The organism is Pseudomonas sp. 22526 (assembly GCF_052044735.1).
GTDB classification, from domain to species: Bacteria; Pseudomonadota; Gammaproteobacteria; order Pseudomonadales; family Pseudomonadaceae; genus Aquipseudomonas; species Aquipseudomonas piscium.
Genome location: NZ_JBQENK010000007.1, coordinates 277,036 through 290,086 on the forward strand (window position 1 = coordinate 277,036; position 13,051 = coordinate 290,086).

15 protein-coding genes are annotated in these 13,051 nt (G+C 64.2%); 6 read left to right on the plus strand and 9 right to left on the minus strand.

Annotated elements, in window-relative coordinates; genetic code table 11:
- Positions 1–24 precede the first annotated feature (24 nt).
- Positions 25–1,962, minus strand: a complete 1,938-nt coding sequence (locus ACTJKT_RS13385) for a bifunctional 5-dehydro-2-deoxygluconokinase/5-dehydro-2-deoxyphosphogluconate aldolase (protein ID WP_440787434.1) — start codon at positions 1,960–1,962, stop codon at positions 25–27.
- Between ACTJKT_RS13385 and ACTJKT_RS13390 the strand changes: the two genes are divergently transcribed.
- Complete coding sequence (locus tag ACTJKT_RS13390; RefSeq protein ID WP_440787435.1) at positions 1,961–2,197, plus strand: hypothetical protein; 237 nt, start codon at positions 1,961–1,963, stop codon at positions 2,195–2,197. The genes ACTJKT_RS13385 and ACTJKT_RS13390 overlap by 2 nt on opposite strands.
- Positions 2,198–2,283: 86 nt before the next feature.
- Complete coding sequence (locus ACTJKT_RS13395; protein ID WP_009048462.1) at positions 2,284–3,204, plus strand: MurR/RpiR family transcriptional regulator; 921 nt, start codon at positions 2,284–2,286, stop codon at positions 3,202–3,204.
- A gap of 3 nt (positions 3,205–3,207) precedes the next feature.
- On the opposite strand, the gene ACTJKT_RS13400 is transcribed toward ACTJKT_RS13395, so the two are convergent.
- Positions 3,208–4,074 carry a patatin-like phospholipase family protein gene (locus ACTJKT_RS13400; protein ID WP_440787436.1) on the minus strand — a complete coding sequence of 289 codons (867 nt, stop codon included), beginning with the start codon at positions 4,072–4,074 and terminating at the stop codon, positions 3,208–3,210.
- A gap of 256 nt (positions 4,075–4,330) precedes the next feature.
- Between ACTJKT_RS13400 and ACTJKT_RS13405 the strand changes: the two genes are divergently transcribed.
- Positions 4,331–4,798, plus strand: a complete 468-nt coding sequence (locus ACTJKT_RS13405) for an NUDIX hydrolase (RefSeq protein ID WP_097303020.1) — start codon at positions 4,331–4,333, stop codon at positions 4,796–4,798.
- Between the two features lie 383 nt (positions 4,799–5,181).
- Complete coding sequence (locus ACTJKT_RS13410) at positions 5,182–5,787, plus strand: glutathione S-transferase (protein ID WP_440787437.1); 606 nt, start codon at positions 5,182–5,184, stop codon at positions 5,785–5,787.
- 119 nt (positions 5,788–5,906) lie between these two features.
- Here ACTJKT_RS13410 and hcnC read toward each other — a convergent pair whose 3' ends face one another.
- The 5 genes from hcnC to ACTJKT_RS13435 all read right to left on the minus strand — a co-directional run bounded on the left by hcnC (position 5,907) and on the right by ACTJKT_RS13435 (position 10,052).
- On the minus strand, positions 5,907–7,163 hold the full coding sequence (hcnC, locus tag ACTJKT_RS13415; protein WP_440787438.1) for a cyanide-forming glycine dehydrogenase subunit HcnC: 1,257 nt from the start codon (positions 7,161–7,163) through the stop codon (positions 5,907–5,909).
- Complete coding sequence (gene hcnB / locus ACTJKT_RS13420; RefSeq protein WP_440787439.1) at positions 7,156–8,565, minus strand: cyanide-forming glycine dehydrogenase subunit HcnB; 1,410 nt, start codon at positions 8,563–8,565, stop codon at positions 7,156–7,158. Before hcnB ends, hcnC begins: the two co-directional genes overlap by 8 nt.
- The gene (gene hcnA / locus ACTJKT_RS13425) at positions 8,562–8,879 is read right to left on the minus strand and encodes a cyanide-forming glycine dehydrogenase subunit HcnA (protein ID WP_009048456.1); all 318 of its coding nucleotides are present in this window, start codon (positions 8,877–8,879) and stop codon (positions 8,562–8,564) included. Before hcnA ends, hcnB begins: the two co-directional genes overlap by 4 nt.
- Before the next feature lie 204 nt (positions 8,880–9,083).
- On the minus strand, positions 9,084–9,623 hold the full coding sequence (locus ACTJKT_RS13430) for a hypothetical protein (protein WP_440787440.1): 540 nt from the start codon (positions 9,621–9,623) through the stop codon (positions 9,084–9,086).
- Between the two features lie 90 nt (positions 9,624–9,713).
- Positions 9,714–10,052 (minus strand): hypothetical protein, encoded by a 339-nt coding sequence (locus ACTJKT_RS13435; protein ID WP_440787441.1) that lies wholly within the window; start codon positions 10,050–10,052, stop codon positions 9,714–9,716.
- Positions 10,053–10,236: 184 nt separating this feature from the next.
- Here ACTJKT_RS13435 and ACTJKT_RS13440 point away from each other — a divergent pair, with 184 nt between their 5' ends.
- On the plus strand, positions 10,237–10,920 hold the full coding sequence (locus tag ACTJKT_RS13440) for a response regulator transcription factor (protein ID WP_007930717.1): 684 nt from the start codon (positions 10,237–10,239) through the stop codon (positions 10,918–10,920).
- Positions 10,898–12,292 (plus strand): sensor histidine kinase, encoded by a 1,395-nt coding sequence (locus ACTJKT_RS13445; protein WP_440787442.1) that lies wholly within the window; start codon positions 10,898–10,900, stop codon positions 12,290–12,292. Before ACTJKT_RS13440 ends, ACTJKT_RS13445 begins: the two co-directional genes overlap by 23 nt.
- Before the next feature lie 131 nt (positions 12,293–12,423).
- On the opposite strand, the gene ACTJKT_RS13450 is transcribed toward ACTJKT_RS13445, so the two are convergent.
- Positions 12,424–12,672, minus strand: a complete 249-nt coding sequence (locus tag ACTJKT_RS13450) for a DUF1652 domain-containing protein (RefSeq protein WP_440787443.1) — start codon at positions 12,670–12,672, stop codon at positions 12,424–12,426.
- 11 nt (positions 12,673–12,683) lie between these two features.
- Positions 12,684–12,935: a CsbD family protein gene (locus ACTJKT_RS13455; protein WP_440787444.1), complete on the minus strand. Its 252-nt coding sequence runs from the start codon at positions 12,933–12,935 to the stop codon at positions 12,684–12,686.
- Positions 12,936–13,051 lie beyond the last annotated feature (116 nt).

The window sequence follows — 13,051 nt, forward strand, 5'->3', positions numbered from 1 at the left end:
CCTCGCTCCTACAGAAGACGTGGATCAGCTGCGGGCAGCGCGCCAGGCGTCGATCAGTTCGACGAAGGTCGCCTGCACCCGGCGGATCAGGGTTTCATCGTCGATCTCGTTCGCCAGCCAGGCCCGGCTCGGTTCGTGGAAAATCGTGCGGCCCACGGCGAACCCGCGGCAGGTGCGGCTGTTGCCGGCCTGGCGGAACCCCTCGGCCAGGGCTGTCGCCGGGGCGTTGAGGCCCAGCAGCACCACGCCACGGCAATAGGGGTCGCGCTCCTCGATCAGCTCGTCGAGCCGGGTCCAGTCTTCGGCGCTCTGCGCCTCGATCTTCCACCAGGCCGGGAAGATGCCCAGGTTGTACAGGCGCTTGAGGGCGCGGTAGAGCACGTCCGGGTGAGTCGAGGGATGGTCCTTGGGCGGAATGATTTCCAGCAGCAGCTCATGGCCGCTGACCTGGGACGCCTGGTACAGGCCCTTGATCTGCGCTTCCTGTTCCAGGCGCAGCAGCGGCTCGTCGTCCGGGTGGTACTGCACCAGGCACTTGATGATCTGTTCCTGGGGCCAGGCAATCAGGTTGCTGCCAATCGAACGCCCGTGCTCAAAGGCCAGCGGCCGCGAGCCCTGGACTTCCACCGGCCGCGCCACCCACCAGCCACGGCCGGTGGCGGCGTTCAGCGAATCCTGGCCGAAACGCTGGTCGGCCAGCAGGCCGACATCGGCTTCGACGCCCTGCTCACGCAAGTCGGCCTCGACCCGCTCCACGGCCTGGATAAACAGCTGCTTGAGTTGGCCAATGGCCTTGAGCTCGCGCCCGCCCTTCTGCGCCAGTTCCACCAACTGCCCGCGATGGTCGAAGGCGAAGATGAACAGCTGCTTCCAGGCCTTGCGCGGCACGCTGACCTGATGCAGGCGCTGCAGGGCGGTGTCCTGGTCCGGCCGGGTGATGGGCACCGGGCTGTTGAACAGGTAATCCAGCTCGGCGCGGGTCGGCATCGCCGGCGCGCAGGCATGGCGCGACACCACCAGACCACCGCAGGCATTGGCCAGCTGGCAGCAGCGCTCGTCACTGGCGTCCTCCAGCCAGCCGCTGAGGAAGCCGGACATAAAGGCATCGCCCGCCCCCAGCACGTTGAGCACTTCGACCCGCACCCCGGGATAAATGGCGCCGTCTTCCAGGCGCGCCGGGATCGCCCCGTGGATCACCGTGCAGCCCTGGGGACCGAGCTTGACCACCAGGGTCGCGGCGGTCAGCGAGCGCACCGTGCGCAAGGCGCTGAGCAGGTCGTCGCTGCCGCCGGCGATCAGGAATTCTTCTTCGGTGCCGACGATCAGGTCGAAGCGCGGCAGGATCTTCTGCACATGGGCGCTGACATTCTGGTCGGCGACAAACCGGGTCTCGCCATCGGCCTTGCCCGCCAGGCCCCAGAGCACCGGGCGGTAGTCGATGTCGAGCACGCGTTTGACGTTGTGCTGTTCGGCGTACTCCAGGGCCTGGAGACTGGCCTGGTACACACCGTCGGTGGAGAAATGGGTGCCGGTGATCAGCAAGGCTTTGCTGGAGGCGATAAAGGCTTCGCTGATGTCTTCGGCGCGCAGGGCCATGTCGGCGCAGTTCTCGCGGTAGAACACCAGGGGGAAGGTCTCGCGGTCCTTGAGACCGAGCAGGACCAGGGCGGTCAGGCGCTCCGGATCGACCTTGATCGCACTGACGTCGCAGCCTTCGCGGGCCAGGGACTCCACCAGGAAGCGCCCCATGTGATCGTCGCCGACCCGGCCCAGCATCGCCGAGCGCAAGCCCAGGCGCGCGGTGCCGAAGGCGATGTTGGCGGACGAGCCGCCGAGGTATTTGGCGAAGCTTGCGACATCTTCCAGCCGGGCCCCGACCTGCTGTGCGTAAAGGTCGACGCCCAGGCGTCCGAGGCAAATCAGATCCAATTGACGCCCACTGGCAAAACGAGTCTGGCCCATGCTGGCTCCTGTTATTTTTATCAGCCTGCGCGTGGCACCGAGGAAGGCGCCGAACGCTCTTGGTGGATGCAGACTAAAACGTTCACCGACACCAATCAATATTTTTTCTATAAATTTTTTACGTGGAATATTTTTTCCAATAAACTTTTTCAAGGCCGGTCCAGGCAGCGTGCATCGTTTCAGCAGGCTGCCTATGGCTGCGCGCCTCAAGATTTTCCCCGCGCCGACCCTGTAGACTGCGCACAGCCCACCTATTGTCAGGGAATGGAGAACAGGCCCGTTCCCATCAAGTACAAGCCAGTAAGCACAGAAGGATTGCCTATGTCCCGCACCGATCAGCCGGCCACGACCGAGAGCCCGCAAGACAGCGACCTCGCCAGCCCCCCGATCAATGCCGAACGCCTGCTGCAGCTGATCACCCAGGAATACGAAAGCCTGCCGCGCCAGCTCAAGCGCATCGCCAGCTACATGAGCCAGCAGAGCGACCGGATCATGGTCGACCGCATCAGCGACATCGCCCGCGAATGCGAGGTGCACCCTTCGGCCATCGTGCGCTTCTCCCAGCGCTTCGGTTTCAGCGGTTTCAGCGAAATGCAGGCGCTGTTTCGCGAGGCCTATACCCACAAGACCACCCCGGTACAGAACTACCAGCAGCGCATCCGCAGCATGATCGCCAACAAGTCGCAGAAGGCCAGCGGCGGCGACCTGGCGCGCGAGTGCATCAACGCCACCCTGTCGGGCATCGAGCGCCTGGGCCTGGAACTGGATGACGCGGCCTTCGACAAGGCCGTGGACCTGGTGGTCAACGCCGACAACATCTACGTGGTCGGGGTGCGCCGCTCCTTCGCCGTGGCCGATTACCTGGTGTACAACCTGCAGCACACCAACAAGCGCATCCACCTGGTGTCGGGCCTGGGCGGCAGCTACCGCGAGCAGATGCGCAGCATCCGCCCCAACGACCTGGTGATCGCCATCAGCTTCACCCCCTATGCCAAGGAAACCCAGCACTGCCTGCGCATCGCCCAGCACCACCAGGCCAAGACGCTGATCATCACCGACAGCAACCTGTCGCCCCTGGCCAAGCGCGCCAACAGCGTGCTGCTGGTCAACGAAGGCAGCTCCTTCGCCTTCCGCTCCCTGAGCGCGACCCTGTGCCTGTGCCAGGCGCTGTTCATCGCCGTGGCCTACCGCCTGGAACTGAAGGTCGACGAGATTCACGAGCAGGCGGGGTTCGAGGACTGAGCCTCACCCCGCCGAGTGCGTATGCGCCTGCAACGCCCCCGGCACGCCGGTGCGGATCAGGCCGCCCTCTTCGACCCAGGTCAGGGTTTGCTGGTGGGCCCGTTGCAGCAGTTGCTCGGTCTGGCTGAAGTCGAACACCGAAATGCCCAGCGGACACAGCGGCGCGACCACATGGATCGCCGCCTGTGGCGAATAGAGCTCAATGTCCCGCACCAGCTGGCGCATGCTCATCAGGTTCAGGGTGTGCAAGGCCAGGGCGATCAAGCCGCTCGGCGGTCGTGGGCAGGCGCAACCGAATCCGGTCGGTACCACTATGACCCGGGTCGCGCCCAGGGACACCGCCGCGGCGATCGGGGTGTTGCTGGCGACGCCACCGTCGACCAGCAGCTTGTCGCCGATCTGCACCCAGGGAAACACCAGGGGAATCGCGGCGCTGGCCAGCAGGGCCTGCTCGACGCTGCCGCTGGACAGCAGCTCCTCGGCCCCGGTGAGCAGGTTGGTGGTGACGATATGCAGGGGCAGTTCGGTGTCTTCGATGCGGGTGACCGGCAGCACCCGGCGCACCAGGCTCGCCAGCGCCGACGAGGGCAGCAGGCAGCCGCGCCGCTTGAGCAAGGAAGACAGCGCGTCAATGAAGGAAAACGGAAACACATCAGCCTTGTGCAAGCCCCGCCAGAAATCGGCCAGTTCGGCGACCCCGCGGGCATTGGGCCTGGCGGCAAAGTAGGCACCGTTGAGGGCGCCGACCGACGCGCCGACCACCAGGTCGAACCCCACGTGCTTTTCGAGCAGCGCCCGCAGCATCCCCACCTGGACAGCTCCGAGGCTGCCGCCACCGGCAAGGACAAGGGCGGTTCGGGTGGGATGCATAGCGCTTCTCCTGCCGATGTTCAGCCAATGCTTCCTACACGATAGCCCTGCCCCACCCGGCTACGAGGCCGTCTCATGCTTTTCATCTGAAAGACCGGCACCGGCTACGTCGCTCACCTACGCTGGGTAACGGATGCTCCACAGCACAAGGGTGCTGCTCTGTTCAATCAAGTGCTGGTCATGGGCATCAGGATCAATCCCTCGCAGTGCCAGGGAAGTTTGAGGTTCAAGTTCAAACTCACGCAAGGAGCGCATCATGACCGATAAAGCATACGCAATTCTTCTGTATTCCGAAGACGAGGATAATGGCTACCTTTACTTCCCCATCAAACGCGCCAATCTGGTTTATGGCGGCATGCCGCAGTTTTTCGGTGGAACCAAGAATGCGGGAGAAACTGATCACGACACTATCGCCAGGGAGATGAAAGAGGAAAGCGATGGCAAAGTCACCTTGGGGGCCGGCGGACTGACGCTGATATACAAGTCCAAGGTTGGCAACAATAACTACAGTTTTTATGTGGCTCAAAACTACGTAGGGACGAATTTCCTCGGCAGCCTGACCAACAGCGAGATGAGCAGTATCCAGCAGTTCTTTGTGCAAATCGGGCAGGAAGACGATGTCGAGGACCTGCTGAAATCACTCAAAATCGTTCCGACTGTCGAGTTTATCGAGTCCGAAACCTATGAGGCTTTCAATAAGGCAATCGCGTGGAGTGAACAATAAAGCAGCGGTTTGAGAGGCACAGCGCTTTATTGAGCCTGTCAAACCGAAACAGTAGAACTTGTTTAATACTGCTTCGGACGCTTAAACCCGCAGCGCAATATCAGGCTGCGGGTTTCCAACCCCTTATCAAGCATACCGATAAAGGTGCCTGGCGGGCCTTTTACAACTTCGCGCTCATATAACCAGCCTCATGCTTTCAGCTCCCTCGAACATTGCACCAACAGGCTGCCCGAGAACTTTCATCCTCGCTTCATTACACCTGGAATACAGGTCATCGACGATTGACAGCAATAACCAAGCCCCCGATAGCCAACCCCGGACATTTGTCGCTAAATTAGCCGCTGCCCTCCCCTGTCTCGTTGTGCCGCACAAGGAAATGCTCAATGAAACTCATCGGTATGCTCGATTCACCCTATGTTCGCCGTGTCGCCCTCACCCTCAAGCGCCTGGATATCCCGTTCGAGCATGAGGCGTTGTCGGTGTTTCGCACCTTCGAGCAGTTCCAGCGCATCAATCCGGTGGTCAAGGCGCCGACCCTGATCTGCGACGACGGCACGGTGCTGATGGATTCGTGCCTGATCATCGACTACCTGGAAACCCTGGCCGGCCGCAGCCTGTTGCCGGCGGCGCCCCAGGCGCGGGCCCACGACCTGCGGCTGATCGGCCTGGCGCTGGCGGCATGCGAGAAGTCGGTGCAGATCTACTACGAGTACCAGCTGCGCCCCGCACAGAAGCAGCACGAACCCTGGCTGGAGCGGGTTCGCGGGCAGCTGGCGGCGGCCTATGGCGAGTTGGAAAAAGAATTGGAGAAACGTCCGCTGGCCACCGATGGCGGCATCGATCAGGCCGGTATCAGCCTGGCCGTGGCCTGGAGCTTTACCCAGCTGGTGGTGGCCGAGCATCTGGATGCCACGCGGTTTCCAAGGGTCAAGGCGTTTGCGGAGTATGCGGAAGGGTTGGAGCTGTTTGTCAGTACGCCGATGGTTTGAGGCCACCAGGCGGCGCGGTGTTTCAGTGACATCGCGTTATCGTTCACGTTAATCGCGGGCAAGCCTCGCTCCNAAAAGGCTCAAGGGCGACGCGGTGCTTCTGAAGCACCGCGCCAGGCTCAGCCCAGCGCCACCTGCAACGGCGCCACCGCCTGCAAGCCGAAACGCTCGGCGAGGAACGGCGTGATATCCAGCGGCAACGCCTCCTCATTCACCAACCGATCCAACAGCACCCCAGTGATCGCCGAGGTCAGGATGCCGGTGCGGAAGTGTCCGCAGGCATTGAGGTAACCCTCCACCCCGCACATCGGCCCGAGGATCGGCAGCTCATCCGGCGAGCCCGGACGCAAACCGGCCCAGCAGCGCTTGAGGTTGACCTGTTCGAGTTGCGGCACGCAACGCACCGCGCCCTGCACCAGGCCCTGGATCTCCCGGTAGGTGGTGCTGATGTCGAAGCCCTTGTCCTCGGTGGTGCTGCCGATCAGGATCTCGCCATTGTCCTTCTGCGCCATGTAGCAATCGCTGGTGGTCAGGCAACCGTTGAGCAGTTGCGGCATGCGCTCGGTGAGCAGGATCTGGCCCTTGACCGGCTTCACCGGAATGCTCGCGCCGGTGGCTTGCAGGCTCAGCTCGGCGGCCCAGGCGCCGGCGGCGTTGATCAGGGTGTCGCAATGGAAAAGCCCCGCCTCCGCCGTCTGCACCCCGCTGATCCGGCTGCCCTGGTGCAGCACGCCGGTGACGTTGGTGTTGAAGTACATGTCCACGCCGTTCTGCCGCGCGCCTTCGGTGTAGGCGTCGGCCAGGCGGAACGGGTTGACCTGGTGGTCGCAAAGGAATTCCAGGGCACCCTGGGCGTGATGGCTGACATTCGGCTCCGCCTCGCGCAGCGCCGCCTGGTCGAGCCAGCGCACCTGATGGGACAAGTGCGGGATGCAAGCCACGATGTGCTCGGCATAGAGCCGGTCCTCGTCGTCGTAGATCACGAACTTCAGCCCGGTGCGCTCGAACTTGAAGTCCATGCCATGGCGCTCGCGCAGTTCCTCGTGCAACTGCGGGTACAAGCCGTTGGATTGCAGGGCGAAGTCGAAGAACGACTGCGGCAGGATATGCGGCGTGCTGGAGTCCACCAGCACCGCCGAACCCTGGGCCTGGCGCTTGTTGCGCGCCGACATCATGCGAAAGAAGATCACCCCGCAGCCCAGCCCCACCGACTCGCCGATGGCCCACAGGCCGCCGGCCGAGGCACGGGTGGCGTTGCCCGGACGCTTGGCGTCGATCAACGCCACCCGCAGGTTCTTGCGCTTGGACAACTGGTACGCGCAGGAAGCGCCGATCACACCACCGCCAGCGATGACCACGTCGTAGAACTTACTCATGATTCAAAGCATCCTTGCTCGGTTGAGGGAAAGCGGAAAAGGGAATCGGGTCCAGGGGGAAACGCGGGCGCAGCCAGCCCACATCCTGGCGCCCGGTGGCCTGGCGCAGACGGTCGCTGCAATAGCCCACGCACATGCGGCCCTGGCAGTCGCCCATGCTCACCCGGGTGCGCATCTTCAGGCTGGCCATGTCCTGCACGCCCTGCTCCAGGGCGCGGTCGATATCGCCACGGGTCGCGTGTTCGCAGCGGCAGATCAGGGTGTCGGCGGCCGGCAGTTCGATCTGCCCGGTGCCGCGTTCGGTGTAGCGGTCCACCGCGGCGCGGAAACGGGTGATGGAAGCCAGTTTGCTCTGGTACTTCTGGCGCCGCTCCAAGGCCGCCTCGTTACTCAGCACATCGCGCTGCATCAGGATCGACAGCGCGGCGATGCGCCCGGTGAGCATCGCCGCCTCGCCGCCGCGAATCCCGCCCATGTCGCCGGCCAGGTGAATGTGCGGCTCGCTGCTTTGCTGCCAGACGTTGGCCGTGGCCCGCAGGTAGCCGTCATGGCTGAAGCCGTGGTTGAGGCCCATCTGCTGGCTGAGCTGGGTGCGCGGGATAAAGCCGTAGCCCACCGCCAGGGTCTGGGCGGCGACTTGTTGCTGGCGGCTCAGGTCCGGCTCCCAGCGCGCCGAGTACGGTGCCACGCTGACGCTTTCCAGGCCGTCCGTGCCCTGGGCCTCGACCACGCCCCAGCCGTAATGCACAGGAATGCGGTGCAGCTTGAGGTAGGCCAGCATGCTCAGGCCGTCGAGGAACAGCTGCGGCTTGTTCAGCAGCGCCAGGCTTTCCTTGGCGATCCGGCCAAAGGTGCAGGCCTCGTAGACCGCCGCCACGTTCGCGCCACTGGCGTGCAGCTGGCAGGCCACCAGCGGCAGCAGCGGCCCGGTGCCGGCGATCACCACCGGCCCGCGCGGCTTGACCACGCCGCTCTTGATCTGCAGCTGCAAGCCGCCCAGCAGCATCACCCCGGGCAAGGTCCAGCCGGGAAACGGCACGCTGCGCTCATGGCAACCGGCGGCCAGCAACAACTGCGGATAGGCCACCTCCTGCAACTGCTCGTCGGCATCCAGCAGGACCAGGCTGCCCTTGCCTTCGGCCCCCACCACCCGGTGGTTGAGGCGCACGTCGATCATCTGTTCGCAGTCGGAAAAGGCCCCGTGCAGTTTCGCCAGGGCTTCGCAATAACGCGGCCCTAGGTAGTCCAGCTGCACGCCGTCGCGCAGCGGCCCGCGGTAGACCACGCCACCCAGGCGCGAGGCCTCGTCGATCAGGGTGCTGCGCACACCGTGCTCGGCCAGCTCGATGGCGGCCGCCATGCCGGCGGGGCCGCCGCCGACGATCAGGGGATTGAGGCTCATAGCACCTCCTCCGCGGCAACGATGCGGTTGACTTCGGTCTGCACCTGCATGCCCGGCCGCACCTGAGTCTGGCAGGCCCGGCGCTTGTGTCGGCCGTCGATCTGCACCAGGCAGCAATGGCACACGCCCATGCCGCAATAGGCGCCGGCCAGCTGGCCGTGGTCGTTGCGCGCCACCTGACGCAGCCCGAGGGACTGGATGACGCTGAGTACGGTTTCACCAATCGCCGCCGTCACCGGCTGGCCATTGAGGCTGATGGTCATATCCGCCTGTTGCAGCGGCTGGATATCGAAGGTTCGTTCGGTATGGCGCATCAGGAAATTCGTCCTTGAGTGAAGAGGAATGCCAGCGTCCTGCTGTGCATCACCCTGAACCTGGGCTTCGACCCGGTTCAGGGTTGCGCGACGCCAGCTCCTCGGAGCTGAACACCAGGCCAATCTAGTAGGTTTGTCGAACAAGAACATTGATCTGGGCCAAGCAAAGCGGAAGGCCCTGGAATGCGCCCCCGCCGCCCTGCCCTAACTGGAAAACACGTAGCGACCCTTGACCTTGCGCGGCCCGATGAAAGCGAAATCCGGAAAGATCAGACTGCGCACGTACATCGCGAAAAACACCACCCCCAAGGTCATGGCCGCGCCGATCAGAGTACCCAACGGGTCTTCGGCATAACCTTCGAACAATCGGGGGAATTGTGACAGGGTCAGAAGAGCATAGAGGCTGTAGGCGTTCGCCGAAGGTTTATGGAAGCCCCAGGCGAACAGCAGCGGCACCAGGCCGCCCAAGAGCGCGAATACCCATGCAGCCTTCGGACCTATGACCGAGCCGAGGAAGAACCCGGCCACCGCGCCGACGACCGCCTGCAGCAGCATCACTGCCAACAGGATCTGGATCTTGCGCCGGTGCCGGGCATAGAGCACTGGGTCGGAATAAGCGGCGATCCAGAACGCCAGCAGCCGCTCCTTGATTCCGCTGCCGGCAAACGCGGCAAAGGTTTCGCCCCTGGAGCGCCCGGCCTCGAGGCTGGCAATGACTTGGCGCCTGGCTTGCTTTTTGTCCATTCGTCTTGTCCCCGATAGCGGCCCCCGGCGGCGCCGTGCCGGCAACGCTAGTAGAGGCGCCCGGGCCTGTCCAATCGGCGTCTGCGGGCGTTATTTACGCTTGTAGCTTTTGCTGCCGCTCGGGGTCAGGCAATAGACCCCGCCCCGTGGCCCGGTGCAGAAACTGCCACTGCCACAGGAGCAGCCGTCGCTGCTGCGCAACAGGCTTTGTGGGCGCGCGGCCTGGCCCGAGTTGCCGTAGCGCGCGGCGCAGTTTTGCTTGGAGCCGCTGATGGAGCCGTCGTTGCACAGGAACAGCTCGCCGTCGCAGCCGGCGATCCCGCCTTTCTTGCCCGAGCACGGCTGATTGGCGGCGAACGCCGGGGCCACCGCCAGCAACAACAGGCAGGCGCCTAGGGCTTTGAAGTCGAGGTAATGAGGTAGGTGCATTGCGCAGCGTCCATGCCAGCCAGTAATAGCTGGATGATATCAACGATTGCCCCACCCGGCCCGCCTGCTACCCTGCGTTCGCCAGGGCACTGGTATGAAGATGAAAGATTTTTTAGAAAGCCCGCGGCGATTTCTTGGCAAAATGCAGGCCTGCGTCATGAAATCCCCAATCAGGTAAGCCCTTATGACCCGCATTCTGACCATCGAAGACGATGCCGTAACCGCCCGCGAAATCGTGGCGGAACTGAGCAGCCACGGGCTGGACGTGGATTGGGTCGACAACGGTCGCGAAGGCCTGGTGCGCGCCGTCAGCGGCGACTACGACCTGATCACCCTCGACCGCATGCTACCCGAGCTGGACGGCCTGGCGATCGTCACCACCCTGCGCACCATTGGTGTGTCGACGCCGATCCTGATGATCAGCGCCCTGTCCGACGTCGACGAGCGCGTGCGCGGCCTGCGCGCCGGTGGCGACGACTACCTGACCAAACCCTTCGCCTCCGACGAAATGGCCGCTCGGGTCGAGGTGCTGCTGCGGCGCAAGAGCACGGTGCAGGAATTCGAAACCAGCCTGCGGGTCGCCGACCTGGAGCTGAACCTGATCAGCCGCGAAGCGACCCGCGCCGACCAGTTGCTGAGCCTGTTGCCCACCGAATACAAGCTGCTGGAATTCCTGATGCGCAACACCGGCCAGATCCTCTCGCGGATGATGATTTTCGAGGAGGTCTGGGGCTATCACTTCGACCCGGGCACCAACCTGATCGACGTGCACATCGGCCGCCTGCGCAAGAAGATCGATCCGCCCGGCATGACCCCGCTGATCCGCACCGTGCGAGGCTCGGGTTATGTCATTGCTGAACCCCTCTAAGGGCTGGCGCTCCTCCAGCAGCCGCCTGCTGGCGCTCTACAGTTCGCTATTCGTGGCCTGGAGCTGCATCCTCATGGGCGTCATGTACTACGAGGTGTCCGGCTACCTGGAAAGCCTCGCCAAGCACTCGCTGATGCAGCGCCAGCACCTGTTCGCGCGCTTCCAGGGCGAGCAGCTGGAAGAAGCCCTGACCACCAGCATGACCTTCGACATGCGCGCCATCGACGCCTATGGCCTGTTCGACGAGCGGCGTCACTACCTCAGCGGGCCGATCCGCGAGATCCCCGACGACCTGCCGCTGGACGGGCAGATCCACGAGCTCAAGGGCTGCATCGACTCCGACGACCCCAACCTGCCCCGCGACAGCTGCGATGCGGTGGCCACCTACACCCGCGACGGCCGCTGGCTGATCCTGGTGCGCGACAACGGCTCGCTGTTCGCGGTGACGCGGATCATTCTCCACGCGCTGCTGTGGGGCGTGTCGCTGACCATCATCCCCGGCGCCGCCGGCTGGCACCTGCTCAGGCGCCGGCCGCTGCGGCGGATTCGCGGCATCCAGGCCAGCGCCGAGGCGATAGTCGCCGGCGACATGACCCACCGCTTGCCGCTGTCCAACCGCCGCGACGAGCTGGACATGCTGGCGGCCATCGTCAACGCCATGCTCGACCGCATCGAACGGCTGATGAACGAGGTCAAGGGTGTGTGCGACAACATCGCCCACGACCTGCGCACCCCGCTGACCCGCCTGCGCGCGCAGCTGTATCGCATGCAGCAACAGGCGGTCGAGGGCACGCCCGAAGCCTTGCAGCTGGACCAGGTGCTGGCCGAGGCCGACCGGCTGATGGCGCGCTTTCGCGGCCTGCTGCGGATTTCCGAAATCGAAGATCACCAGCGCCGCTCGGGGTTTGTCGAGCTCGACCCGCTGCCGTTGCTGCGCGAGCTGTATGACTTTTACCTGCCGCTGGCCGAGGAAGGCCAGTTGACCCTGACCCTGGATGTGCCGGGCACGCTGCCGAGCCTGACCGGCGACCGCGCCCTGCTGTTCGAGGCCCTGGCCAACCTGTTGAGCAACTCGATCAAGTTCACCCCGCCGGGCGGCGAGGTGATTCTGCGCGGGGTGGAGGATGGCGGCTGCACGCGCCTGGAAGTCCTCGACTCCGGCCCCGGCATTCCCGAGGCCGAGCGCAAGGCAGTGTTCCAGCGCTTCTACCGGGTCGACGACAGCAACTCCCACGGCGGCTTCGGCCTCGGCCTGTCCATAGTCGCGGCCATCGTCAGCCTGCATGGCTTCAAGCTCGACGTCGGCAGCAGCGACAGCGGCGGCGCGCGCCTGAGCCTCGATTGCCGGCCGAGTTTGATTGCCAAGGATTGAACTGCTGCTACAGAGGAATGCGTTCTTCTGTAGGAGCGAGGCTTGCCCGCGAAAAATCCTCATGGCAACGNCCGCGTTATCGTTCACCACCATCGCGGGCAAGCCTCGCTCCTACAGAGGCGGCTCCCTGGTCAGGACAAATGCACCACGTCGATGGAGTTGCTGCGTAACTCGTACAGCAGCTCCTCGATCATCGCCAGCACGTCCGCTTCTGTCGCGAGCGTGCGCGGGTCGATGCCGGTGACCACCAGGTCGACCCGGCCGCTTTCAGCCTCGAAGACCCGCAGGGTCAGTGTGGCATCGGAGCCGGTGCTGAAGGCACAGGCCAGGGGCGCGAAGCCCTGTTCGATGTAGCGGCGCAACAGCGCCTGGGAAATCACCCAGGCCTCCCTCAGCGGCGGCGCCACAACAGGCCGGCCAGCAGGCCGACCCCGGCAAGGATGGCGACGCTGGCCAAGGGTTTATCACGGACGAAACGGGAGACACAGTCCAGGGCATCGCCATAGGTTTCCTGCAACTGCCCCGCGGCCTGGCGGGCGGCGCCTTCCAGGCGCATCTGCTGGTCGTCCAGCAGCTCGCCTACTGCGCCCTGGGCCTTGCCGGCCGCCGTGCCCACCGCACCTTTGATCTGTTCGCTACGCATCGTGCATTCCTTCAGCTGATGATGTTCGGTGAACGGCCCGTGTCCGCCACGGCACCGCACATCACCCAGCCTAAGAAACCCCGTGACGCTGCAGAAGCGTCATTTGTACTGGTGAC

What these genes read in the sequence shown, in the direction of transcription:
- ACTJKT_RS13390 (WP_440787435.1), top strand. Translation starts at nt 1,961, where the DNA reads ATGCTGGCTCCTGTTATTTTTATCAGCCTGCGCGTGGCACCGAGGAAG.
- ACTJKT_RS13385 (WP_440787434.1), bottom strand. Translation starts at nt 1,962, where the DNA reads ATGGGCCAGACTCGTTTTGCCAGTGGGCGTCAATTGGATCTGATTTGC.
- ACTJKT_RS13395 (WP_009048462.1), top strand. Translation starts at nt 2,284, where the DNA reads ATGTCCCGCACCGATCAGCCGGCCACGACCGAGAGCCCGCAAGACAGC.
- ACTJKT_RS13400 (WP_440787436.1), bottom strand. Translation starts at nt 4,074, where the DNA reads ATGCATCCCACCCGAACCGCCCTTGTCCTTGCCGGTGGCGGCAGCCTC.
- ACTJKT_RS13405 (WP_097303020.1), top strand. Translation starts at nt 4,331, where the DNA reads ATGACCGATAAAGCATACGCAATTCTTCTGTATTCCGAAGACGAGGAT.
- ACTJKT_RS13410 (WP_440787437.1), top strand. Translation starts at nt 5,182, where the DNA reads ATGAAACTCATCGGTATGCTCGATTCACCCTATGTTCGCCGTGTCGCC.
- hcnC (WP_440787438.1), bottom strand. Translation starts at nt 7,163, where the DNA reads ATGAGTAAGTTCTACGACGTGGTCATCGCTGGCGGTGGTGTGATCGGC.
- hcnB (WP_440787439.1), bottom strand. Translation starts at nt 8,565, where the DNA reads ATGAGCCTCAATCCCCTGATCGTCGGCGGCGGCCCCGCCGGCATGGCG.
- hcnA (WP_009048456.1), bottom strand. Translation starts at nt 8,879, where the DNA reads ATGCGCCATACCGAACGAACCTTCGATATCCAGCCGCTGCAACAGGCG.
- ACTJKT_RS13430 (WP_440787440.1), bottom strand. Translation starts at nt 9,623, where the DNA reads ATGGACAAAAAGCAAGCCAGGCGCCAAGTCATTGCCAGCCTCGAGGCC.
- ACTJKT_RS13435 (WP_440787441.1), bottom strand. Translation starts at nt 10,052, where the DNA reads ATGCACCTACCTCATTACCTCGACTTCAAAGCCCTAGGCGCCTGCCTG.
- ACTJKT_RS13440 (WP_007930717.1), top strand. Translation starts at nt 10,237, where the DNA reads ATGACCCGCATTCTGACCATCGAAGACGATGCCGTAACCGCCCGCGAA.
- ACTJKT_RS13445 (WP_440787442.1), top strand. Translation starts at nt 10,898, where the DNA reads ATGTCATTGCTGAACCCCTCTAAGGGCTGGCGCTCCTCCAGCAGCCGC.
- ACTJKT_RS13455 (WP_440787444.1), bottom strand. Translation starts at nt 12,935, where the DNA reads ATGCGTAGCGAACAGATCAAAGGTGCGGTGGGCACGGCGGCCGGCAAG.